The 22,746-nt window shown below is 29.9% G+C and carries 18 protein-coding genes and 1 riboswitch; of the genes, 4 read left to right on the forward strand and 14 right to left on the reverse strand.

From position 1 onward, the window contains the following. Positions 1-100 precede the first annotated feature (100 nt). Positions 101-2,596 (reverse strand): cation-translocating P-type ATPase, encoded by a 2,496-nt coding sequence (locus G594_RS0100230; RefSeq protein WP_027096707.1) that lies wholly within the window; start codon positions 2,594-2,596, stop codon positions 101-103. A 123-nt stretch (positions 2,597-2,719) separates the two neighbouring features. Continuing rightward, positions 2,720-2,810: riboswitch (NiCo riboswitch) on the reverse strand. A gap of 228 nt (positions 2,811-3,038) precedes the next feature. On the opposite strand from G594_RS0100230, the gene G594_RS18045 reads away from it, so the two are divergent. Then, complete coding sequence (locus G594_RS18045; RefSeq protein ID WP_051195858.1) at positions 3,039-4,427, forward strand: MATE family efflux transporter; 1,389 nt, start codon at positions 3,039-3,041, stop codon at positions 4,425-4,427. Between the two features lie 45 nt (positions 4,428-4,472). On the opposite strand, the gene G594_RS0100240 is transcribed toward G594_RS18045, so the two are convergent. From G594_RS0100240 to G594_RS0100285, 9 genes are all read right to left on the reverse strand, one after another. Further along, complete coding sequence (locus tag G594_RS0100240) at positions 4,473-4,910, reverse strand: GNAT family N-acetyltransferase (protein ID WP_027096708.1); 438 nt, start codon at positions 4,908-4,910, stop codon at positions 4,473-4,475. Positions 4,911-4,933: 23 nt separating this feature from the next. Next, on the reverse strand, positions 4,934-5,473 hold the full coding sequence (locus G594_RS0100245; RefSeq protein WP_027096709.1) for a DUF1836 domain-containing protein: 540 nt from the start codon (positions 5,471-5,473) through the stop codon (positions 4,934-4,936). A 25-nt stretch (positions 5,474-5,498) separates the two neighbouring features. Next, positions 5,499-6,338: a DegV family protein gene (locus tag G594_RS0100250; protein WP_027096710.1), complete on the reverse strand. Its 840-nt coding sequence runs from the start codon at positions 6,336-6,338 to the stop codon at positions 5,499-5,501. A 161-nt stretch (positions 6,339-6,499) separates the two neighbouring features. Then, positions 6,500-6,655: a zinc-ribbon domain-containing protein gene (locus tag G594_RS0100255; RefSeq protein WP_027096711.1), complete on the reverse strand. Its 156-nt coding sequence runs from the start codon at positions 6,653-6,655 to the stop codon at positions 6,500-6,502. Between the two features lie 148 nt (positions 6,656-6,803). After that, a complete protein-coding gene (locus G594_RS0100260) occupies positions 6,804-7,535 on the reverse strand; it encodes a MurR/RpiR family transcriptional regulator (protein ID WP_027096712.1) in 732 nt (243 codons plus the stop codon). A gap of 109 nt (positions 7,536-7,644) precedes the next feature. Continuing rightward, positions 7,645-8,991 carry a 6-phospho-beta-glucosidase gene (locus tag G594_RS0100265; protein WP_027096713.1) on the reverse strand — a complete coding sequence of 449 codons (1,347 nt, stop codon included), beginning with the start codon at positions 8,989-8,991 and terminating at the stop codon, positions 7,645-7,647. 154 nt (positions 8,992-9,145) lie between these two features. Then, positions 9,146-9,943 (reverse strand): nuclease-related domain-containing protein, encoded by a 798-nt coding sequence (locus tag G594_RS0100270; protein WP_027096714.1) that lies wholly within the window; start codon positions 9,941-9,943, stop codon positions 9,146-9,148. Positions 9,944-10,027: 84 nt separating this feature from the next. Then, positions 10,028-11,998, reverse strand: a complete 1,971-nt coding sequence (locus tag G594_RS0100275; protein WP_027096715.1) for a methyl-accepting chemotaxis protein — start codon at positions 11,996-11,998, stop codon at positions 10,028-10,030. Positions 11,999-12,246: 248 nt separating this feature from the next. Beyond that, complete coding sequence (locus tag G594_RS0100285) at positions 12,247-13,266, reverse strand: pyruvate kinase (RefSeq protein ID WP_027096716.1); 1,020 nt, start codon at positions 13,264-13,266, stop codon at positions 12,247-12,249. Between the two features lie 191 nt (positions 13,267-13,457). Between G594_RS0100285 and G594_RS0100290 the strand changes: the two genes are divergently transcribed. Beyond that, entirely contained in the window at positions 13,458-13,859 is a 402-nt protein-coding gene (locus tag G594_RS0100290; protein WP_027096717.1) for a hypothetical protein, read from the forward strand. 80 nt (positions 13,860-13,939) lie between these two features. Here the strand turns inward: G594_RS0100290 and G594_RS0100295 are convergent, their stop codons facing one another. Further along, positions 13,940-15,412, reverse strand: a complete 1,473-nt coding sequence (locus G594_RS0100295) for an IS1182 family transposase (RefSeq protein ID WP_027096718.1) — start codon at positions 15,410-15,412, stop codon at positions 13,940-13,942. 179 nt (positions 15,413-15,591) lie between these two features. On the opposite strand from G594_RS0100295, the gene G594_RS0100300 reads away from it, so the two are divergent. After that, a complete protein-coding gene (locus G594_RS0100300) occupies positions 15,592-16,080 on the forward strand; it encodes a DUF4883 family protein (protein ID WP_027096719.1) in 489 nt (162 codons plus the stop codon). A gap of 352 nt (positions 16,081-16,432) precedes the next feature. Then, positions 16,433-16,843 carry a hypothetical protein gene (locus G594_RS19420; protein ID WP_051195859.1) on the forward strand — a complete coding sequence of 137 codons (411 nt, stop codon included), beginning with the start codon at positions 16,433-16,435 and terminating at the stop codon, positions 16,841-16,843. Positions 16,844-17,096: 253 nt separating this feature from the next. On the opposite strand, the gene G594_RS19425 is transcribed toward G594_RS19420, so the two are convergent. From G594_RS19425 to G594_RS0100320, 3 genes are all read right to left on the reverse strand, one after another. Next, positions 17,097-20,762: a LamG-like jellyroll fold domain-containing protein gene (locus tag G594_RS19425; protein WP_051195860.1), complete on the reverse strand. Its 3,666-nt coding sequence runs from the start codon at positions 20,760-20,762 to the stop codon at positions 17,097-17,099. Positions 20,763-20,941: 179 nt separating this feature from the next. Further along, positions 20,942-21,871 (reverse strand): 1-phosphofructokinase, encoded by a 930-nt coding sequence (pfkB, locus tag G594_RS0100315; RefSeq protein WP_027096720.1) that lies wholly within the window; start codon positions 21,869-21,871, stop codon positions 20,942-20,944. A gap of 18 nt (positions 21,872-21,889) precedes the next feature. After that, on the reverse strand, positions 21,890-22,744 hold the full coding sequence (locus G594_RS0100320; RefSeq protein WP_027096721.1) for a tagatose bisphosphate family class II aldolase: 855 nt from the start codon (positions 22,742-22,744) through the stop codon (positions 21,890-21,892). Positions 22,745-22,746: the final 2 nt, after the last annotated feature.

A 22,746-nucleotide genomic window follows, 5' to 3' on the forward strand; every position in this document is an offset into this window, starting at 1 on the left:
TGGTTAATTACATTATATTTAATTTACTATTTTTTACAACCTTATAACGAATTTAAAAAAGGAGCTGTAGCATTACTTTTTTGTACAGCTCCTTCATATTTTATTTCTTAAATAATTTTACAACTTCATACCATAGAATTGATACTAAAGAAATTCCACATACCTTTAATATTTCACTTGTTCCTAAAGGTACTAGCCCTAAAAATCCTGATAACGGAGTATATAGTATTATAGCTAATCCTACTATGGTACCTATTGCTACTGACCACATAACCTTATCTTTTCTAAGCTTAATTATAGATTTATAAGCTAACTCACTGTTTGAACTATTTACTTGGACAAGAAGCAAATTAGAAATCATTATTATAGCCAATCCCATAGATCGTGCAAGCTCTATACCTGACTCTAAATAATAGTAGTAAGTTCCAAAGGAAGCAGCAAATAAAACTACACCTTGAATTATGCTTTTTACAAGGACTTTTGAAGTTAATATTCCTTCCCTAGGGTCTCTTGGCTTACGATTCATTATATCACTTTCAGCAGGTTGCCTTTCTAAAACAATTGAGCAAGTTGGATCAATTAATAATTCCAACAACACAACATGAACTGGTAATAACAATAAAGATGATGCACTTATTCCTAAAAGTGGTGCTAATAATGAAGCAAATGCAATTGGTATATGAATAACAAACACATATCCTATTGCCTTCCTTATATTATCATAAATTCTTCTACCATCCTTTACTGTATCTACAATAGTAGAAAAGTTATCATCCAAAAGAATTAAATCTGCTGCTTCTCTTGAAACCTCTGATCCTCTCTTACCCATTGCTATTCCAATATCAGAATACTTAAGGGCTGGGGCATCATTAACTCCATCGCCAGTCATAGCAACCACTTCACCAACTTCCTTAAATGCCTTTACTATTCTCATTTTATGCTCTGGTACAACTCTAGAAAATATACTAACATCTTTTATCCTTTTATTTAGTTCTTCATCATCCATTTTATTTAATTCTTCACCAGTAATTATTCCTTCACTATGTGGAATTCCTACCTCTTTAGCTATTGAGCTTGCAGTAATTCCATTATCACCAGTTATCATAACCACCCTAATTCCAGCATCTAGACACATCTTTATATCATCTTTTATGCCTTCTCTAGGTGGATCTTGAAGACCTATAAGTCCTAGAAACTCTAACTTACACTCCTCTAAACTCTTTGGAATATCTCCATCATTTATAATCATACTACCTACGCCTATAACTCTTAGACCTTTTGATGACATTTCATACATTTTCTCTTCTACTTTTCTCTTTTCATCCTCTGATAATAAACATATATCTAGAATCTTTTCTGGAGAACCCTTAGCACTAACACTTATTACTCCATCATTTTCCCATACGTGTCCCATCATCTTCTTTTCATTAGTAAAAGAATATTCCGTAACTAATCTGCCTTTAAATAACTGATCTTTTGATATTCCTTTATCTTCACAATCCTTAAGCATAGCTTGTTCCATAGGGTCATAAGGATCTGTTTCACAAGCCATCCCCATTGTAACATCTAATTCATCTATATCCTTTAATGCCCAACTTTCTTTTAAAACCATTTTATTCATTGTAATAGTTCCTGTCTTATCCACACATAAAACAGATATTGCACCTAATGTTTCTACTGAAGGAAGCCTACGGACAAGAGAGTTTTTCTTTGCTAATCTCCAAGCTCCCATTGATAAAAATACTGTTAAAATAACAGGAAATTCTTCAGGAATCATAGCCATTGCAAGTGTTATTCCTGAAAGAATACTTTCAATTACTCTTTCCTTTAAGCTATGGTCTGGCAAATTAAAATAGGTTATTATACAAACCAACACAAACAGCACTGCTGCTATAGTTGCACATATCTTAACTAATTTACCTGTTTGCTTTTGAAGTGGAGTTGGTGTATCTGGTGCTTCTGAAATATTAATACCTATCTTTCCATACTCCGTATCTTTTCCTATTTTATCAACCCTGACTATCCCTCTCCCCTGAGTTACTAAAGTTCCTGCATAGCAATAGTCCCTTCTCCAATAATCATCACTATTGTTATCATCAATGCACTTCCATACACCTTCTGCTTCTCCAGTTAATGATGATTCATCTACGCAGAGATCATTAGCTACCAACACATTACCATCGGCTGGTATTTTTACCCCCTCAGTAATAATCATTAAATCATTTGGTACTAGTTCCTCACTGTTAATACTCTTTTCAACACCATTTCTAATAACAGCTATATGTGGTGCTGAAAGATTTTTTAATGCACTTAGAGTTTTATCTGTCTTCCACTCTTGAATAATATCAATACTTATTATTCCTAATACAAATACAAGCATTACTACACCATCTTGAGGTTCTCCAAGTATGAAATATATAACAGCTGCAACTAATAGTAATAAAAACATTGGTTCCTTTAAAACCTCTAAAATTTTTAAGAATAGGCTTTCCTTTTTAGTTGGAATAAGTTCATTTTTACCATACTTATTCCGAGCCATTCTTACTTCTTCATCTGTTAAGCCTTTCATAGTTTGTACCTTTTTCTGTTCTGTCATAAAACTCACCTCCATTTTTCCCATTGTTTAGGGATATTTTGTTTGATAGCTCTATGGCATTGCATTAAAGATTCTATCCAGTTGTTGCTCTAAAGGTAAATAAAAAATACCTGTAGAACAATATACTGTCCCACAGGTATTTTAAAAATCCTGTTGCCCTAAGGCCCGGCTCCATAAACTAAATAAATTCATCGGCCTGATCAGTTTGTACTGTAGATTTATATGCAGTGCAAAGAGATTACTATATATTATATTAAAACTATATATTTATGTATACTATTATTTTCATTTTTTACTTATTATTATAAACAGCCCAATTTTATACCAATGTTTATATAGCAATATTTTTACATTAGTGCTAATATATTTAAAGGGCTATCTTAGATTTTTTAAAAATTTCATAAAAAATCTAAAGAAATATTGACACAATCGGGGTTATGTTATGCGAAAAATAAAATTATCAAATGATGGTCTTATGACTGAAGGTTCAATCGGAAAACAACTTATAGGATTTGCTTTTCCTTTACTTCTAGGAAACTTATTCCAACAACTTTATAATACTGTAGATGCAGTTATTGTAGGTAAATTCGTCGGGAGCGAGGCACTAGCTGCAGTAAACTCCTCCACACCACTTGTTAATTTATTAGTTAGCTTTTTCATGGGAATTTCAGTAGGTGCTGGAGTTGTAATTTCTCAATACTATGGTGCAAAAAATGACAAAAAATTACATGATGCAGTACACACTACAGTAGCACTTGCACTTGCTTCTGGGATATTTATGACTTTTGTAGGTATTGTACTCTCTCCTATTATTTTAAAACTTATGGGGACACCAGAAGATGTTATGGGATTGTCCACAATATATCTCCAAATTTATTTTGGTGGAATCCTTGGAATTGTTGTTTATAACATGTGTAGTGGTATATTACGTGCTGTTGGAGATTCTACAAAGCCACTAATTTTTTTAATAGTATCCTCAGTAGTTAATATTATACTTGATCTACTTTTTGTAGTATTATTTGATATGGGCGTTTCTGGAGTTGCTTTCGCCACATTAATTGCACAATTTGTTAGTGCTGGTTTAACAATATTTGTACTTATAAAAACTCCATATAACTTTAAATTAATATTAAGGGATATAAAGTTTAATAAGCTTCAAATAATAAAGATTATTAGAATTGGGCTTCCAACAGGTATTCAAAACACTATAGTTTCTTTATCTAATGTTGTTGTTCAAGGTAATATAAATAGTTTTGGTACACTTGCTATGGCAGGATGTGGTTCTTATGCTAAAATTGATGGATTTGCAATACTTCCAGTTATGAGTATATCCATGGCTACCACTACATTTACTGGACAAAATATAGGAGCCAAGAAATATAATCGTGTTAAAGAAGGTGCTAAAATAGGGACAATCTTTAGTATAATCACTGTTGTTACTATTTCCACTATTATAATGATATTTACCCCAAACATTTTAAAAATCTTTACAAACGACAGTGATGTTATTTATTATGGTACATTAATGATGAAATGTTTAGCTCCAGGATATATATTCTTAGGACTTTCTCATCTTTTCTCAGGTGTACTTAGGGGCGCAGGAAAAACTACTGTTCCTATGATAATAATGGTACTATGTTGGTGTTTTTTAAGAATGGCTTGGGTTCTAACATTCACACCAATTTTTAATGATATAAAAATAGTTTTCTTTGGATATCCAATTACTTGGTTTGCAAGCGCTGCAATCTTGCTTATATATTATAAAAAGGCTAATTGGCTTCCTCATGAAAAAATAATAGAGGGCGAAACAACACTTGAAGAAAGCTGTTAATATAAGCAAAGAAACTCTGTAACATTTTTACAGAGTTTCTTTATTTTAAACTTTTTTATTCATAACAACTATACTATCAGAAACTTTAAATCCTTGCTTTTCATAAAAACCTATAGTCTTATCACTCCTACATGTATTTAATACTATTTCTTTTATTTTCATCTCTTTTAATTTATTCTCGAAAACATTATATACTTGTGTTCCAAGCCCTTTAATTCCTAAGGTTACATCAACACAAAATTCTTTTATTTCAAATATTGCGCCATTATAATATTGTTCTTGTCGTCCAAAAATCATTCCAATTATTTGTGAGTCTTTTACTGCAACCATTCCATAAAATCCATCACAATTTATCATCTGTGCTAATCTCTTATAAGCAATTTCTTCTGTCCACTCTTCATTCCAAGGATAAGTATTAAAGGCTTTTACAAAAAGAGTAGCCATATCTTTCAAATGAGTTTCATTAAGTTCTCTATACTCCATTTATTCACCTACTGTTTTCTTCATTAATATAATTCCTGTTTAAGAGTTCTTTCTTTTAAATAGTATTGAATATAAATTTTGTTAACAACAGATAACACTGCAGACCTAACAAGTTCAGATTCTCTTGTAACCTTTTGAGCAGAACTTTGCTCCGAACCACCATTTGAAGCAAAAACAAACTTAATAGTCTTCTCTAGTTCAATGCAAAAATAATCATAAGCTTCTTCAACATCATAAGTTCCTATTTGAACTTTTATTAATTCTGATATTTCAGAAATACTAAAAACCTGTTTAAATACACATAAAACAATTAAATATGATAAATGATTTCTATCATATTTTTTATTTACTGGAGGCTGTAGCACCTTATGCTTAACATAATTATTTAGCATAGTTGGTGTAAGTAACATTTCATCCTTGTTAATATTTAAAGCAGATAATGCTTCCTCAATATATACAATTACTTGATCCTTATATAAAGGGATATTAGGTAATTCAGAATATCTTGGACAATGATAGTCTAAAAGTTCCTCCACAATCTCTTTTTTCTTATCACTTTTCATAAATCCATCCCTTCTTTATTTAAGTTTAGTACTTTTTAATCATTTGAATTGCTAAACATCCCGGCCCACCTTGAGTTATAAACACTGGGGATAATTCAAATAATTCCACATCTGCATTAGGAATATTATCTAATATTATCTTTTTCGCATTATTTGCTAACTCTTCAGCGCATCCGTGTGTTATATAAATCTTATATCTCTCATCTACACCTGATTCTATAAATGATTTACATATTGCTTCTATTCCCTTTGAAAAAGTTCTCTTAGTAGCAAATTTAGTAAGTTTTTTACAGTCTTCAGTTAGTGTCATTACAGGCACTAACTTCATTACCTTTCCTACCTTACCAACTAAAGGAGAAAGTCTTCCTCCTCTTACTAAGTAATCAAAATCATTTGGCATTAAAAATGATTTTGAGTTTTCTATCATCTCATTTACTATGTCCACTATTTCTAATCTTGTTTTATTCATCTCTACTAATTTTACCACAATATCTATAATGTATCTATGTGGCCCACATAGAGTCTTTGAGTTGATTACTGAAACTCTTTCAGGATTGTCTAACATTTGCGCAGCCATACATGCAGAATTATAAGTTCCAGACAATCCATCTGCCATAGTTATATTTATAATTTCATCATCTGGATAACTGTTGTATATTTCTAACACATCTCCTATAGATGGCTGTGAAGACATTGGTAAATGCCCTTCTTTTATTATTTCAACAAATTCTTTTGATTGTATTTCTTCAAACTCTTTATATGTTCTATTATCAATTGTTACCGACAATGGTGCTATATTAATTCCCTTTGTTTTTCCTTGCGATACTGAATATAAAGTTGATGAATCTGTAACTATTCTAATCATAATTCCCCTCCGTCTTTGCAAGTCTAAAACATGTAGTTTTAGATACTATTTGTTTTAGATTATCACGTCAAAAATAGTTTGTCAATCAAATTATATTCATTATCAACTAATTTTAGACAACAAAAAAAGAGCTAATAAAATTAGCTCTTAACTTAACAAAACTATCTTCTGTTGTTTTGTTGCTTTCTAGCTCTTCTACAAGCTGGGCATCTAACTGGTTCGTTATCGAATCCCTTTTCTTTGTAGAATTCTTGTTCACCTACTGTGAAAGTGAATTCTTGACCACAATCTTTACATACGATTACTTTATCTTGCATATTGAAATTCCTCCTTTTAAAAATTTTTAAAGATCCAATATTGACTCATATAATTTCTAAAGGAGAAATTGTACTTATCATAATGAAATTCTTTATATTAAGTTCTTTCAACATAAATTATTATAGCATATGACTTTATTAAAATCAATCATAATATTATTTTTTTATCCATAACTTTTTTTCCTAATCTTTCAACTATATATATTACAGGCAATTGAGAAGTTATATTATTATTCCCAACCTTAGACTCCTTAATATAATATGCTAAATTAATATCAGATATCTTAGCTATTGTACAATCCTCAGTATTAGTTATACTAGCTATCTTACATCCTTCACTTCTAAGTTTATTTATAAACTCAATTATTATTCTAGTTTCACCTGATACAGATAAAGCTATAACCATACTATTTTCATAATACTTTGAATTCATTGGAAAATATGGATCATCCATATAAACTGCAAACTTGCCAAGAGAAGATAGAAATCTAGCAGCATACTGGCTTAGCACTCCTGATGTACCATTTCCAATAAAAATAATATTCTCAGCCTTTTTCATCATTTCACTTAATTCTTCTACTTTTTTATCTAATTTACTATTTTCAACACATTGAAGAAAATTAATTAACTCACTAGTTTCATCACTAACTTTACTTAATCTTTCTTCCTCAAAGTTAAGCTTAAGTTTAATTTTAAACTCTGAAAATCCATCAAATCCTAGCTTTTTACATAACCTTAAAACAGTTGTAGTTGAAACATGAGCTTCACTAGCTACTTCTCTAATTGTCATATCCACTACTCTGTCTTTAATTTTAATTATGTAATTATATAACGATAACTCTAAATCGTTTAAACTCTCAATATTCTCATAATTAAACATATATAATAAACCTCATCTTCAAATACTTATCTATTATTATAACAAGTATTATGTAGATTAGTAAATCAAAAAAGAAGACTTAAATTTCAAGTCTTCTTTTAAAAATCTATTATTTTGCTGATTCAATCTTATCTATTTCATCCTTAAATTGTGGTAAATAATCCTTATGAGCTACTAGTAATTCATCTAATAAGATTTTAGCCATCTTATCTGAAGGTACTAGTGGATTCATTGACATTGCCATTAATGCAGTATGATAATCTCCTGTTACAGCTGCTTCTATTACTAACTTTTCAAAGTTCTTGATTTCTTGAACTAACCCTGTAACTTGTAGAGGTAATTTACCCATTGCAAGTGGTCTTGGTCCTTCCTTAGTTATAACACAAGAAACTTCTACAGCTGAATCATCATCAAGACCTTCAATTGCACCATTATTTCTGCAATCTACAGGTTGTATATCTCCCTTATCGTTGTAGATAGAATTTATTAATCTACATGCAGCATCTGAATATAATGCTCCACCTCTCTTTTCTAATTGTGGTGGTTTAATGTCTAGATTTGGATCATCATATAGTTTAAATAAATCATCTTCTAATCTCTTGACTACTTCTGCCCTTGTTTCGCCTTTAGCAAATTCCTTTAATTCACTTTCAAGCATTTCTTGAGTTTCATAATAATATTTATGATATGGACATGGCATCATTCCTAATGATTTTATGAAATCTGCATCCCATTCAAAGTCTTTAATATTTTTAACTATTGCTCCCATTTTTCCATCTGCAATAGCGTCTACTACTTGGTTTGTAACATCTGAACCATCTAAGAATATCTTTTTACCATAAACCATATGGTTTAATCCTACGAAGTCCATTCTTATTCTGCTATGGTCAACACCTAACATATTAGCTGCTGCTTTTTCCATATTTATTGGAACATTACAAAGACCTATAACTCTTTTGTTTTTACCATATCTTAATAAAGCTTCTGTAACCATACCAGCTGGATTTGTAAAGTTAATTAAGAAAGCATTTGGACATAATTCAGCCATATCCTTATCTATATCTAAGATTACTGGAATTGTTCTAAGTGCTTTAAACATTCCCCCAGCACCATTTGTTTCTTGACCTATAAGTCCATGACTTAATGGAATTCTTTCATCCTTAATTCTTGCATCTAATAATCCAACTCTTAATTGAGTAGTAACAAAATCTGCATCCTTAAGAGCTTCTCTTCTATCTAAAGTTAGATGAATTTCCATTGGAACACCTGCTTTTTCAACCATTCTCTTAGCAAGTTCCCCAACAATTTCTAACTTATGTTTTCCTGCTTCAACATCTACTAACCATAATTCTCTTACTGGTAGTTCATTATATCTTTTTATAAACCCTTCAACTAATTCTGGAGTATAACTTGATCCTCCACCTATAGTAACAATTTTGATTCCATCTTTTTTCATAAAACCATTCCTCCTACCATATTTTTTTCTCTACACTTAGAATATCATATTTAAATGAAAATAATATATTTGTTGAAGGTTTTGTGACATGTTACTGCAATTTGTAACTGATTTCAGTAATTATGTTTTTTAAGTATAAATTTTCCGCACTTAACTACTTATATATAATATTTAGTATATATAGAATTGTAAATATAGATACAGCTGCTAATCTACTTCTAAATTGCAGTTTTGCATCTATATATTTTTTATAACTAGACTTTATTCCATCTAAATCTTTTTCACTTTCGATTGTTACATATAATTTATCATATAGTCCACTTTCATCATATTCATCTTCTATCTCATAATCATTTATATAATCGTTTAATTCATCATTTTTAACTATTGCTACAGAGAAATTTTCTTCTCCCTCAATTTCAATATAATCACTTAAAAGTAACACTACATCAACTATTTCTTCTTCATTATATATCTTAGATAGAATTTCCCTATTCTTCTTTATTTTATTTATAGGCGAACTAATCATGTAATCTCCTCTTCTATCCCTTTTATACCAGTTACCATCTTCTTTAATTTTTATATCTCCTATATAACTGCAAGATACAATATTAAATACTCCTTTTGAGGTTACAACTATACTGTCTAATTCTCCTTTTACTTCATCCTTTTTTAAAGTAATACCTTGAAGCGGAGTTACCTTACCTTCTATTTTGCTAAATATTTTATTAACTCTATTATAAAGTTCCAGTTCATCAAAAGAATATGACTTTTTATACTGCATATAGCGTATTAAGCTATATCCTAAATATAGAGAAACTATTATGTAAAATATTTCAGTGGCTGCACTATCTAATCCCATCTTTAACAATAAAGTACTCATCTTATAAACTAAATATATTAGAAAAAAAGAAAAAAAACATATATAAATCCTTTTAATATTATCTTTCATGTCCCCTCCAAGTTTTTATTTTTAAGTCTATCCACCTACTTATAATTTATTCATTTACATAAAAAAACTGCCAAAAGGCAGTTTTTAACACTTATATTTTGATATTCCTAACTTTAATGTTGAAGTAAGCTCAGTAAGATTTTGAGCTGCACCTGATACTTCATTACTAGCAGAATTAAGCTCTTCAGAAGATGCCGCTACTTCTTCAGCTGTAGCTGACATTTCTTCTGATACGTAAGATATATTTTCTACTCTTGTTATTATCTCTTCTTTACTTCTTGTTATCTCATGAAACTCATCTGTCATATTCTCTATTTGAGGCACAATTCCATCTACTGCCTCACTAATTTCTTCAAACACTTTAATTGTTCCATTAACTATATTTCCTTGATTATTTAATTCCTTCTTCATCAAATCTGTATTATTAACGATATCTTTTGTACTCATTAATATAGATTTTACCATGCTATTTATAACCCCTGCTGAATTTTGACTTTCCTCTGCAAGCTTTCTAACTTCTTCTGCAACAACTGCGAACCCTTTTCCTGCTTCTCCTGCTCTAGCTGCTTCTATTGCTGCATTTAATGCTAGAAGATTTGTTTGCTCTGCTATATTATTAATTATTCCTGTCATCTCATTTACTTTACTAATTTCATCAGTCATATTTTTAGTTAATGATATAAATTCTTCAAAGGTTTGATTGAACTGGTCTATATTTGAAACTAAATTACTAAGTTCTAAATTACTATCGCTAGCCTTATTACCTACTAAAGATGCTGATTTATTAATCTCATTTACTGAATTAGTCATAGAGTTTACTTTTATACTAAAGGATTCTAACTCTTTAAGTATGTCTGATAAATTAGAAGCTTGATTTGCTGCACCAGATGCAACATCCTCTATAGAATTAACAATGCTTTCAGTTATAGAGTTTTGCTCTTCTGATACAGCAGCTAAACTTGAAGCATTATCATCTATTCTATTTGTACTTTTAGAAATGTCTTTAACCATATTCCCCATAGATTCTTGTGTGATAGAAAGAGCTCTATACATTGATCCAATTTCTGTCTTATCACTTAAATGGTCATCTGAAATATTCTCTGTAAAATCTCCCTTAGATAAAGAATTTAATATAGACTCCACAGACTCTATTTGTCCTGTAATTTGTCTTGCAATAATCACTATACTTAACGTTATTACAATAAGTACAATCAAGGATATTATAATACTAGTATTCCTTGCTAATATATTAGCAGACATAACTTCATTATTATCTAAACTTATAATTAGAGATAGGTTAGTACCTAAAATTGCTCCATAGGTGACAAATTTCTCTACTCCATTAATAGTTATTTGCTCTGTTCCACTTTCATCATTTTTTAATCTATCTTTTATAGCTAACATTCCATTATCATTTTGAAGCATTGATCCATAACCAATTATATCTTTATCTGAATTAAGTAAATATACTCTTCCAGAATCTAATACCTGCAAAGATTCAACACTTTTCTTTATATCGTTTGCACTCCTTTTTACATAAAGCACTCCAATAGAAACACCTTTTTCATTCTTAACTGGAACTGCATAATCTATTACATCTTGTCCTTCTTCACTATATATATCTGAAAAATATCTCTCTCCTGTCATACATAAACGATAAAACGACTCATCTCTCATATCTCTTCTTGTACCATCAGAGAAAATTGCTTGTCCACTATAATCTATGTATGCTATCTCAATATCACCTTTAGTTTCAGAATCAAGCTTTAACACCTTTGATTTTTCAATTAAAGGTATTTCTTCATTTACCAACACTGAGCTACCAGCCATGCTTCCAATAGATTCTAGGTTGGATTTTATAATACTTTTTACTGACTCTCCTGCAAGATTAGAAATTTGAGTAATTAATTTCGCATTTGTATTAATTGTACTTTTTTTAGATATAAGTAATCCTTGTAAAGAAATAACCACACTACCAATTATAACAAATGGTAATATTCTCTTTAGTAACTTAGCTTTTAATGACTTTGTTTTTCTTAGATTCTCAATATTCATTCATATCGTCCTCACTTTCCTTTGTATACCATATATAAATTCTACACCATTTTTACATAAATTTCATTAACTGTATTAAATTTCTCACTATATATACCATTTTCTATATTTAACACATATAATTTTGAATATAATGTTAAACTAAACAAATAATTTTATAACTCTATATAGAGTATAAAAAATTATACCCCCCAAAGAAAACCATAATACTGGTATCAAATATGCTTTATCATTCTTTTTATTCATACTTACTCCTTTGAATACTTTTTTATTATCTTAGTTAAGAAATCCACTGTCTTTATAGGAACCTTCCCAATTGAAGTTTCACCAGCTAACAAAAAGCCACTTACCCCAGAATTAACAAAATTATATATACCTTCTACTTCTGGCAATTCTGGTTTTCTACCATTTTTCATACTATTTAATAAATGAGTGGCCACTATAACCTCTTTATTATTTTTCACACATGATTCAATTACTTTACTTTCATATATTGGTGTATCTTCTATGTTGCTTTCTGGTATAAGATCACCTCTTCCTATTACAACTCCATCTACTTCTTTTAATATATATTCAATATTTTTTACACCTATAGGAGTTTCAACCTTAGCCCATATCTTAGGATTAAAATTCATATTTACTTCTTTAATGTAACTTTTCACCTTCTTAATATCACTAGGACTTTCAACAAAAGACTGACATACTACGTCCACATTATGATTTATCCCCCATAAAATATCACTTCTATCTTTTTCTGATAATGGTATCTTACTTCTATTTATACCTTTTATATTGCATCCTTTCCCTGCCCTTACTACTCCTCCTTTTATAACTTTAACCTTAATCAAATCTTCTGTTTTATTTAACACCTCAAAAAGCATTGTATTATCTTTCATAGACAAACTTCTTATTTTATTGGTGTTTAATATATTCTTGGAAATATTTAAAGGAATTACTTTTTTACTACCAAAGGCGAAATTATGTCCTCTCTTTTTATAGGAATCCTCTCCACAAAAAAATACTTCTTCTCCATGATATAGCTTAATTATATAAGGCAACTTATCAGACACTCTTATTTTACTTCCTGACAAATCTTGCATTATTTCGATATCACTTTTTATACTTCTTGCAATATTTACTTTTTCCTCAAACTCCTCTAATCTACCATGAGAAAAATTTAATCTTATCATGTTAGCTCCACTATCAATAATATCTCTTAATATTAGTTTTTCATTTGTGCTAGGACCTATTGTAGCTATTACTAACATCTTCTCCTCCTTATATATTAATGCTAGTTTATCTAATGGCCATCCACTATAGCACTTCCACCAGATAGAAACTTATCTGAAGCTAAGACTTCAGTTTATATTACTCTCTAATATTAATAAATATCACTAAATACTATAAATTTGTGGCACATGTTACATAACTACATATTATGTTATAGAGGTGATTTTATATGAAGGATATAAAAAAACTAATTGCCTTATGGAATAAACAATGCTCTTCAACAAAAATAATATTATTTATTGGATTTGCATGTCTTATGAATATGGTTATTTCAACTCTTTTGGGAAGCACTAACTTTCCAGAAAATAACATGGCTATAAAATCTATTCTTTCATCCATATTTGGATATGTGTTTGGAAAACATTGTATACCTAGTAAATTTGGTCATGAAGAAATTCAAACTATCACTGGCGGCCTAGTTGCAATCATTTGTCTAGCTGCATTATTTATAACAAATTGGATGCATCTTGATCCATCTTTATCTGGTCTAAGCGAAATAAGAGACTTATTGTTACTTGCTGTAGGCTTCTTAATTTCAAAGGCAAAGAATGAAGGAAAATCTTGCTTATAAAAAGTAGAATAGATACTTATTTTGCTTGATTTTATACTTTCCTATGCCTAAAAAAAACTAAACCCAAGGATTTCCTTGGGTCAGATTGTAGACAAAAAGCATTTTCTCAAGTTTGAGAAAATGCTTTTTGTAATTAAATTTAAAATTAAAGAGTAAATTTTTATAATACAGTTACTAAATGTGCTATCGGAGCGATAGCTATCACGCCTTTTCCATAATCGGTTTGCCATTTTCTTCAGATTCATGCATGCATAAATAAGCGTGACCTCCATAGTAATTTTAGCCAAGCTTCTTAAATGTGTATAACGCATACCATGCTTTTCTTTAGCATCTGCAAAAACTCTCTCTATTGTTTCTTTACGAGCTTTATATACCGATTTTACATATTTATCATGTCTAAGATGATTTGCTTCATCAATAAACTTCTGCCAAATATGATGAGTAATGACCTTTTGGTTATTTTTACTATTAGTACATTTATTTAAATAAGGACATTTACTACATTCGCATGGATTTGATTTATATTCTCTGTATCCATCTCGGTTTGTAGTGCTATATTTCAATATTTTAAAATTTGGACATATATAACAATCATTAGCTTCATCATAAACATACTCATACTTTTTAAAGAATCCATCTTTAGTCATAGGACGCTTATATGGAAGTGATGGTAAAATATTATCTTCAAGTAATTCTTTGCAAATATATGGTGTAATATATCCCGCATCCATAGCTATAGCTATGATTTCATCAGTAGAAAATCTATCTTTTAATTTTTTATATAAATCAATGAAGCCGACACTATCATGCACATTTCCAGCAGTAATATCAAACTCTAATATGTAATTATTTTTATCGCATGCTGTATGTGCAGAATAAGCAAAACATTTCTCTTTTTCATTCTTAAAAAACATACCACTATCTGGATCTGTATTGCTTTCTGTAACAACTTTCGTTTCGGTAGGTTTATTTTCTTTCTTTAAAGGTTTTTTACCATGATTTTTTCTATCTTCATCTATTTCTTTTTCTAATTCTTCCTGGTATCTCTTTGCCTCAACATCAATTTCTTTCTTAGTATACTTCTTCTTATTTGCACTTGCTTTTATATGCGTTGAATCTATGTATATCTCAGATAAATCAATGAACCCATGCTTATTAGCCTGTTCCAATATTTCAGTGAATATATTGTTAAATAAATCAGTATTTTTAAATCTTCTTTCATAGTTCTTATTAAAGGTGGAAAAGTGAGGTATTTTCTCAGTAAATGAATATCCAATAAACCACCTATAGGCTATATTTACTTCAATTTCTCTTATAGTTTGTCTCATTGAAGGTATTCCAAACAAATACTGAATCATAACAATTTTTATTAAAACTACTGGATCTATGCTTGGCGCGCCGAACGCAGAGTATAACTCTGCAACTTCATCATATATAAAGTTAAAGTCTAAAGCTGCATCAATTTTCCTAATCAAATGATTTTCAGGAACTAATGCATCTACACTATTAAATTCAATTTGTAATCTGTTATCTATATCTCTTCTTGTCATCATAAAATATCACCGGTGATATTTTATCAAAAAAATGAAAGGGTGTCGATTTTGTCGACACCCTGACCCAAGGATTTCCTTGGGTTTCTTCTAATATTAATTCATTATGAATGTATTGTTCTAAATAACTATTATTCTGAATAAGTTTATATAGTAACTACTTATGTTATGGAGGTTTTCTTATGAAGAGATTTACAATATACACTTTTCTTATACTATCACTTTTGTTACAAGGATGTTCCTTTAATGATCCTAAATACATAAACTTTAGTAAAAAATCCTCTCCTGATTTTTACACTAAAGAAATTTATTCAAAACTTCTTAATGATGAAGAGTATTCTATAGAATTATTCAACACTAACTTCTATAAAAATGTTCCTATTAATAAGGAAGAGGATAACGATATTATAGAAAATTTTATTCGTTCCCTATCTAAAGATAACTATAAAACTGATGGAACTATTCCAGAAGAAAAAGAACCATATCAATTAAAGATTACCTTTGATGATTCAAAGTATGTAATAAAAATATATAGCAATAGTATAGTAACCGTTTCTCCTTGGGATGGAATATATCCTGAAGATATTATTAATATTGAAGATGTTCCTAATAGATATAATTTATTTGACTTTTGCTCACATATTGAACATGAATGGAAGTATAATCAATAAAATAAAAATCACTTGCAATATTTATGACCTGGAACTGCTCCAGGTCTTTTCTAATTAAAATTTAAAATTTCCAACAACCTTTATTGTTTCTTCGATATACTTATCAACTCTCAATTTAATTTTATCTTCCATAATAAATCCCTCACAAAATTATTTTCAAACAAAATATATGCACTTTTAGAATTCATCTCACAAAAAAACCTTCAAATCCGCATTTTTACTATAACTTCTTAAGTTCTTTTCTTCTTTTCTCGTTAAGTTGTTAAAAACTTAACAACTTATCTTTCTGCATATAAAATTTATAGAAAAAAATTTGGAGGTTTGAAATGGCAAGAAAAAAAAAGAATTTGTAATGTCCAAAGACGATTTATATTACGAAGAACCAATTGATGAAATCTGTTTTACAGATTACGTTCCACCATGTAAAGATAATGTTTCTAATTTTTGTTTTACTGATGAAGCTAAAGAAGAGAACACAGTTTTTGAAAAGAAAAAAGAGGAGACTCAACCTGTCACTAAAATAAAATTTACTCCACTACCTATTGAAAATAATAGACATACAACTCAACCAAATGGTATTCCCCCTTCTATTGATGGAAAACTTTTTGAAGTCCGCAGATCTTATTCTTTTAGAAAATCCACACTAATAAAGCTTAATCAAATTAAAGGTACTAGTTCTGACTACAATATCTATATGAATACAATTATTGATAGTGCTATCTGCTTTTACTATAATCATGTAATGAAAAAAAGTTGGGAGTAACTCCACTCAACTTTTTCTTTCAAACCAACTTTTCTATTGCACAATTTATATATATTACCATTACATCCAATAAAAATAGTATTAATAATTTTTTACAATATAAAAAATGTTAACAATCCTTATTTTAATATTTATTGTAACTAAAAAAGGCTACTGGAGAGTCTCCAATAGCCCAATTCCAAGCGAATACTTAAATAATAAATACCTAGAATCGCTAAAATTTATTAATATAATTATTTAGGTATTACTATAATCACTTATGTTTTTTATTCCTAAATAAATATACTCCACTTAATGTAAGTATTGAAGCCAAGGCCATAATAGGTGAAGATACATCTCCAGTTTTTGGTGGATTACTACCTTCATTATCATTCTCTTCTTTACCTCCATTATTATCTTCATCTTTTGGTATTTCTTTCTCTATCTCTTTTAAATTAGATAAAGCACTTTTTAAACTATTAACTATATTATCAACTTCCTCTTGAGTTGCATCTGAGTTATTTAAAACTAACCTTGCTTCACTTAAAACATTTTTAAATACTGCCCATGTTTCTGCTGTATAATCACCTTCATTCTTAGCTTCACTAGCTTTAACTAACTCTTCTAATTTAGATTTATCAACTGCTTTCACTTCTTCTTTGTTATTTATTTTTAGTATAGTAAATGAGTGAGGATCTAATTCTAAATTCATACCTTCATTATCTACTACAAATTTGGATTTTTCTATCTCAACATTATTAGGATTATCTAAAGTATTTTCTTCACTAAACGAATCTCCAGCAAGCTTCTGCACATCAACCACCTTATTAGTTAAGTCTACACCATCAACTTGAACTTCTATATTTCTTTTCTCATTCTTATCTAGATTAACTACAGCTAAATAAATATTACCCTCTTCATCCTTACTGGCTAATGCATTGAATACATCAACAGTACTAGCAAACTTAGGCATATAACTGAAGTTACTACTTATAATCTCATTACCAAACATTCCATTTAACATTTCAAATACATGGGCAGAAGGTGTTGAGAAAAACTTATAATTACCTTCACCTGTTGATGTATCAGCGCCCTCTTGAGGTACTGCTTGTATTACAGCTTGTTGTGTTGGTCCTAATGAATCTGCACCTTCACTGTACCAATCTACTAAACAATGTTTTTGAATATATGGACTACCTAATCTCACATATTCCATTAAACATTTAGCTATATATACAGCATGTGTCTGAGATCTTAATAGTGGATTGGTAGATCTAAATATACCAAATTCAGAAATTACAGGCACCTTTCCTTCTGGCATTAAATCAACGTATTTCTGAACATGAGCAATACCATTTTTATCTGCTAGCTTCATTGCAGAGTCATAGAAATCTTCTCCTGAACCTGTTGGAGTACCTGAGTATGGATGTATAGTTAAACCATCATATAAATCATTATAATTATTTTGATTCATAGTTTTTACAAAACCTTCTGTTTCAAAACTTGAATATACCTGAATTTCTTTATCAGTTCCAGATAATTCATTTATTTGCTTAATTGTATCTCTCATTGCTTGTGACACTTGGATAAATCCATCTTTTTCAACTGTATATGATACTTTTATAGTAGCACCTTCTTTAGGTATGTTTCCATTTACTCCATCACCAAATAATAGTTCCCCATTAAAGTAATTAACTTCCACTACATTTTCAGCACCAGTATTTTTAATATTTTCTACTACAGTCCATTCAACATCATTAACATATACATGCACTGAGTCTTTTTTTACTGCCGTAAATTCATCTTTTTTATAATCCTCTTGAGTATCACTTCCTCTACCCGGTATTGTATTAGCATATCTCATATACTTAACTTGGTTAGGTTCACCATTACTCTTAGCTGTTGATGCATTCCATTCTTCTGGTTCTACAACTTCTTGTTTTGTTATATTTATAGTTCCACCATTAATATAATGATCTAGAGCTTTTCCATCATAAGCAGTCCAATACATTTGTGAAGTTGATCCATCAACTCCACCTTGGTTCATTTCATTACCAATTTCAAAGAATCTTACATTATAAGGATTATGATGTCCATTTTTCTCACGAACCTTTGCCCATTCGATTCCCCCATTTGGATTTGTACCTACTTCAGCATTAAGATATTCAACTAAGTCTGCAGCATCTTGTGCTGAACCTCTACCTAATCCATATACATAAACTATTTCAGAATTGTTTTCATCAGCAAATGTAGCTACTTCTCCTAATCCAAAGTTAGGCTCTATTCCTTTAGCTGCACTATAGAATCCATGAATTTGATTTTTTCTATTAGATGAATCTCCTATAGAGTCTTTCCATCTAAATAAATTTGAGATAGTACCACCTGGATATCTTAGAGAACCAAAATTTGCATTTTTATAAAGTTCTGTAAAGTCTTCCCTCATCTTTCCTGTTTCAGAGTCAAAGCTTCCATATCCATTAAATGAATATCTATGATTAATTCCAAAAGTAGCACGATCAATTGAACGTTCAACTTCATTTGGATTTAATTTTAATTTTACGTTTTTATCTACTTTATCTTCATATATTTCTTTTGCTATATCCTTACCAATTGCATAGTCATATACCCTAATTTCATCTATTTCTCCTACAAATTGTTGTGGATTTTCTGCATTAGGATTTTTATGATTTCCTATTATTAAGCTAGTCATCTCATCAACTGAGTTATCTCCAGCATCATATTCCCCATCAAGTTCTCCATTAATGTAATACTTAACTTTATTTGACTTAGGATCAGTAGTTATAATAACATTTTGCCAAGTTCCCTTAGTTACTGTATTAGTGGATAAAACATCTGCACCATTAACATATGAACCATACTTATTATCTAGGCGAAGTGTTAATAAAGATCTTCCAGCATCCCCTTGTTGTAGTAACGCTGTATGGTTATCTTTACTAACTTCTCCGGTTTTATACCACAAAGAGAAGGAATATTGATTTTTACCTGTATTAATGAAATTATCAATCTTTAGACTACTATCATTACCTTTATTAAAGATTAATGAATTCCCCAACTCTTCGTTACTTGATTTTCCTATAGCTACATTATTACCTATTAATTTTCCATCTTTATCTCCAACTAAGTTGTCTACATTTCCATCATCAAAGTTCCAATGTCCTATTAGATTATCTTCAATTGTTTTATTAGGTGATTTTACTGATTCATATATAGCCTTTGCTTCACTATCATTTATGATTCTATCATATACACGGACCTCATCTATTTCCCCTTTCATTGAGTCTGGATCTTTTCCACCATTTTTATGCCTTCCTATTAATAAACTTGTTAATGCATCTACTTTATTATTTCCTGCATCTTTTTCCGAGTCAAATTTACCATTTATATAGTACTTTATTTTATTAGATTCTGGATCTATTGTCATTGATACATGTTGCCAAATACTTATATCTACATCTGTATTACTATCTACATTTTGTGCATTAACAAAACTTCTATATTTATTAGTAGAAGTTAATAATAGTAACGATCTACCATTACCATCTTGTTGAGCTAATACAGTATTATTATGAGTTGTTACATTCTCATCATACTTGTACCACATTGATATGGTATATGGTTTCGCACCAGTATTTATAAATTCAGGAACCTTCATATAACTATCAGAATCACTACCAAAGTAAAGGGATTTTCCCATATCTGAGTCTTTAATAGATATTCCTTTACCTATGAGCTCTCCATTCTTATCACTATTTGCTTTGTTAGTTAGTGTTCCTTCATTAAAATCCCAATATCCTATTAAGTTTTTTTCAATGTTTACATCTTCCTTAATATTCTTAGCGCTAACCACTGATATGGGAGAAACACATGATACAATCAAAGTAAACGATAACAATAAATTTAATATTCTCTTCTTTCTCAAACCTCTTCATCTCCTTATTTTTTGTTATATAATTATAGACTTACAACCAATCCTATAATTACACTCTTAATTATCAAAAAAAGATTCATCTTTAATACATGTTTTTACGCTAATACTAAAGATGAATCTAAATTTAATCAATAAATACTGAACATTTAAGCAATCACTTTTATTTAATATTATTTATTCAAAGTTACAGTTATTTTTTTAAATAAATCTTCCACTACCTCTTTTCTAACGAATCCTGTTTCTTCTTCCATAGAATTTGCTGTACCACAAGCTGAAGCATATCTTAATATATCTTCTATATCATAGCCTCTTTCTAAGGCAACAGCTACGCCACCAACATAAGAATCGCCAGACCCAACAGGATTTACAGCTTTTACTTTAGGAACAATTACTTTATAAAACTTTCCTTTATAACCTGCTATTGAGCCCTTACTTCCAAGAGAAATAACTACAAATTCTATTCCTTGTTCTTGGAACTTTATAATTTCTTCAATAGCATCTTCATCAGTTTCTATTCTTTTACCTGTTAATGCCTCTATTTCATCTCTATTAGGTTTAATAAAGAAAGGCTTAGATTTTATACCTTCTACTAAAAGTTCTCCACTTGTATCTAATAAAAACTTCTTGTTGTTTTTATTAGCAATACTAATTAATTCACCATAGAAACTTTTAGGAATATTTCTTGGTACACTACCAGAAGCAACAATAATATTGCTGCTCTTTATTAACTCTTTATATTTTAATAAGAACTTATTTTGTTCTTCCATAGAAACTTCCGGTCCTGGTTCTAATATTTCAGTTTGATCTAAATCCTCTGTAATTATAGCTAAACATTCTCTGGTTTCACCATTTATTTTTATAAAATCACTCTTTATATTATAATCAGATAACTTTTCTTCAATAAATTCACCAGTTTTTCCACCTAAGAATCCTGTTGCAATACATTCTTCGCCTAAGATAGTAGCTACATTGGCAACGTGTATTCCCTTACCTCCAGGTGTGTTTTCAACCTTAAAAGCCCTCATTACAGTTCCTTTTTCAAGCTCCTTCATTTCATATCTTTTATCAACAGATGCATTTAAATTTACTACTAATATCATATCTAACTTCCTATTCTATTAATATCTATTTGCACTACCGCAAATTTGTATCTTATGTTCTACTATTTTCTTCATTGCTTCTTTACCAGGAGTCATATACTTTCTTGGATCATTAGCTTCTGGATGCTGGCTGAAGTATTCCTTTAATGCACCTGAGAATGGAATCTTTAAATCTGTTGCAACATTAACCTTACATATTCCAAGTGAAATAGCCTTCATTACCAATTCATCTGGAACATCTGAGGCTCCATGTAAAACTAGTGGAACCTCTACTTTTGATCTTATTTCCTTTAATCTTTCAAAATCAAGTTTAGGTTCACCCTTATATAATCCATGAGCTGTCCCTATAGCTACTGCTAAAGAATCAATTCCTGTTCTCTTTACAAACTCTGCTGCATCATTAGGGTTTGTATACATTGTATCTTTTTCATCTACAATTAAGTCATCTTCTTGTCCACCTAATTTTCCAAGTTCTGCTTCTACTGTAGCATCAAATTTATGAGCATAATCTACTACTTCCTTAACCTTAGCAATGTTCTTTTCAAACTCTAGCTTTGATGCATCTATCATACATGATTTAAATCCAATATCTATATTACTCTTTATAGCCTCTACATCTTCAAAATGATCTAAATGAATTGCTATTGGAATATCATATTTATGGGCTGCTACTTCTGCCATTGCATTTATATATTCAGCACCTGCATATTCAATTGTTGAAGGTGTCCCCGCAATTATTACTGGTGATCTCATTTCAACAGCTGTATCTACAACTACTTGTAATGTCTCCAGATTGTGTATATTGAATGCTGGAACAGCATATCCATCTCTTTGTGCATTTAAAAGCATTTGTCTTGTTGATAGTATACTCATTT

The organism is Clostridium paraputrificum AGR2156 (genome assembly GCF_000424025.1).
In the GTDB taxonomy this organism is placed as follows: Bacteria; Bacillota; Clostridia; order Clostridiales; family Clostridiaceae; genus Clostridium; species Clostridium paraputrificum.

Bases quoted from the DNA above. Each gene is read 5' to 3' on its own strand.
- G594_RS0100230 (WP_027096707.1), bottom strand. From the start codon at position 2,596: ATGACAGAACAGAAAAAGGTACAAACTATGAAAGGCTTAACAGATGAA.
- G594_RS18045 (WP_051195858.1), top strand. From the start codon at position 3,039: ATGCGAAAAATAAAATTATCAAATGATGGTCTTATGACTGAAGGTTCA.
- G594_RS0100240 (WP_027096708.1), bottom strand. From the start codon at position 4,910: ATGGAGTATAGAGAACTTAATGAAACTCATTTGAAAGATATGGCTACT.
- G594_RS0100245 (WP_027096709.1), bottom strand. From the start codon at position 5,473: ATGAAAAGTGATAAGAAAAAAGAGATTGTGGAGGAACTTTTAGACTAT.
- G594_RS0100250 (WP_027096710.1), bottom strand. From the start codon at position 6,338: ATGATTAGAATAGTTACAGATTCATCAACTTTATATTCAGTATCGCAA.
- G594_RS0100255 (WP_027096711.1), bottom strand. From the start codon at position 6,655: ATGCAAGATAAAGTAATCGTATGTAAAGATTGTGGTCAAGAATTCACT.
- G594_RS0100260 (WP_027096712.1), bottom strand. From the start codon at position 7,535: ATGTTTAATTATGAGAATATTGAGAGTTTAAACGATTTAGAGTTATCG.
- G594_RS0100265 (WP_027096713.1), bottom strand. From the start codon at position 8,991: ATGAAAAAAGATGGAATCAAAATTGTTACTATAGGTGGAGGATCAAGT.
- G594_RS0100270 (WP_027096714.1), bottom strand. From the start codon at position 9,943: ATGAAAGATAATATTAAAAGGATTTATATATGTTTTTTTTCTTTTTTT.
- G594_RS0100275 (WP_027096715.1), bottom strand. From the start codon at position 11,998: ATGAATATTGAGAATCTAAGAAAAACAAAGTCATTAAAAGCTAAGTTA.
- G594_RS0100285 (WP_027096716.1), bottom strand. From the start codon at position 13,266: ATGTTAGTAATAGCTACAATAGGTCCTAGCACAAATGAAAAACTAATA.
- G594_RS0100290 (WP_027096717.1), top strand. From the start codon at position 13,458: ATGAAGGATATAAAAAAACTAATTGCCTTATGGAATAAACAATGCTCT.
- G594_RS0100295 (WP_027096718.1), bottom strand. From the start codon at position 15,412: ATGATGACAAGAAGAGATATAGATAACAGATTACAAATTGAATTTAAT.
- G594_RS0100300 (WP_027096719.1), top strand. From the start codon at position 15,592: ATGAAGAGATTTACAATATACACTTTTCTTATACTATCACTTTTGTTA.
- G594_RS19420 (WP_051195859.1), top strand. From the start codon at position 16,433: ATGTCCAAAGACGATTTATATTACGAAGAACCAATTGATGAAATCTGT.
- pfkB (WP_027096720.1), bottom strand. From the start codon at position 21,871: ATGATATTAGTAGTAAATTTAAATGCATCTGTTGATAAAAGATATGAA.
- G594_RS0100320 (WP_027096721.1), bottom strand. From the start codon at position 22,744: ATGAGTATACTATCAACAAGACAAATGCTTTTAAATGCACAAAGAGAT.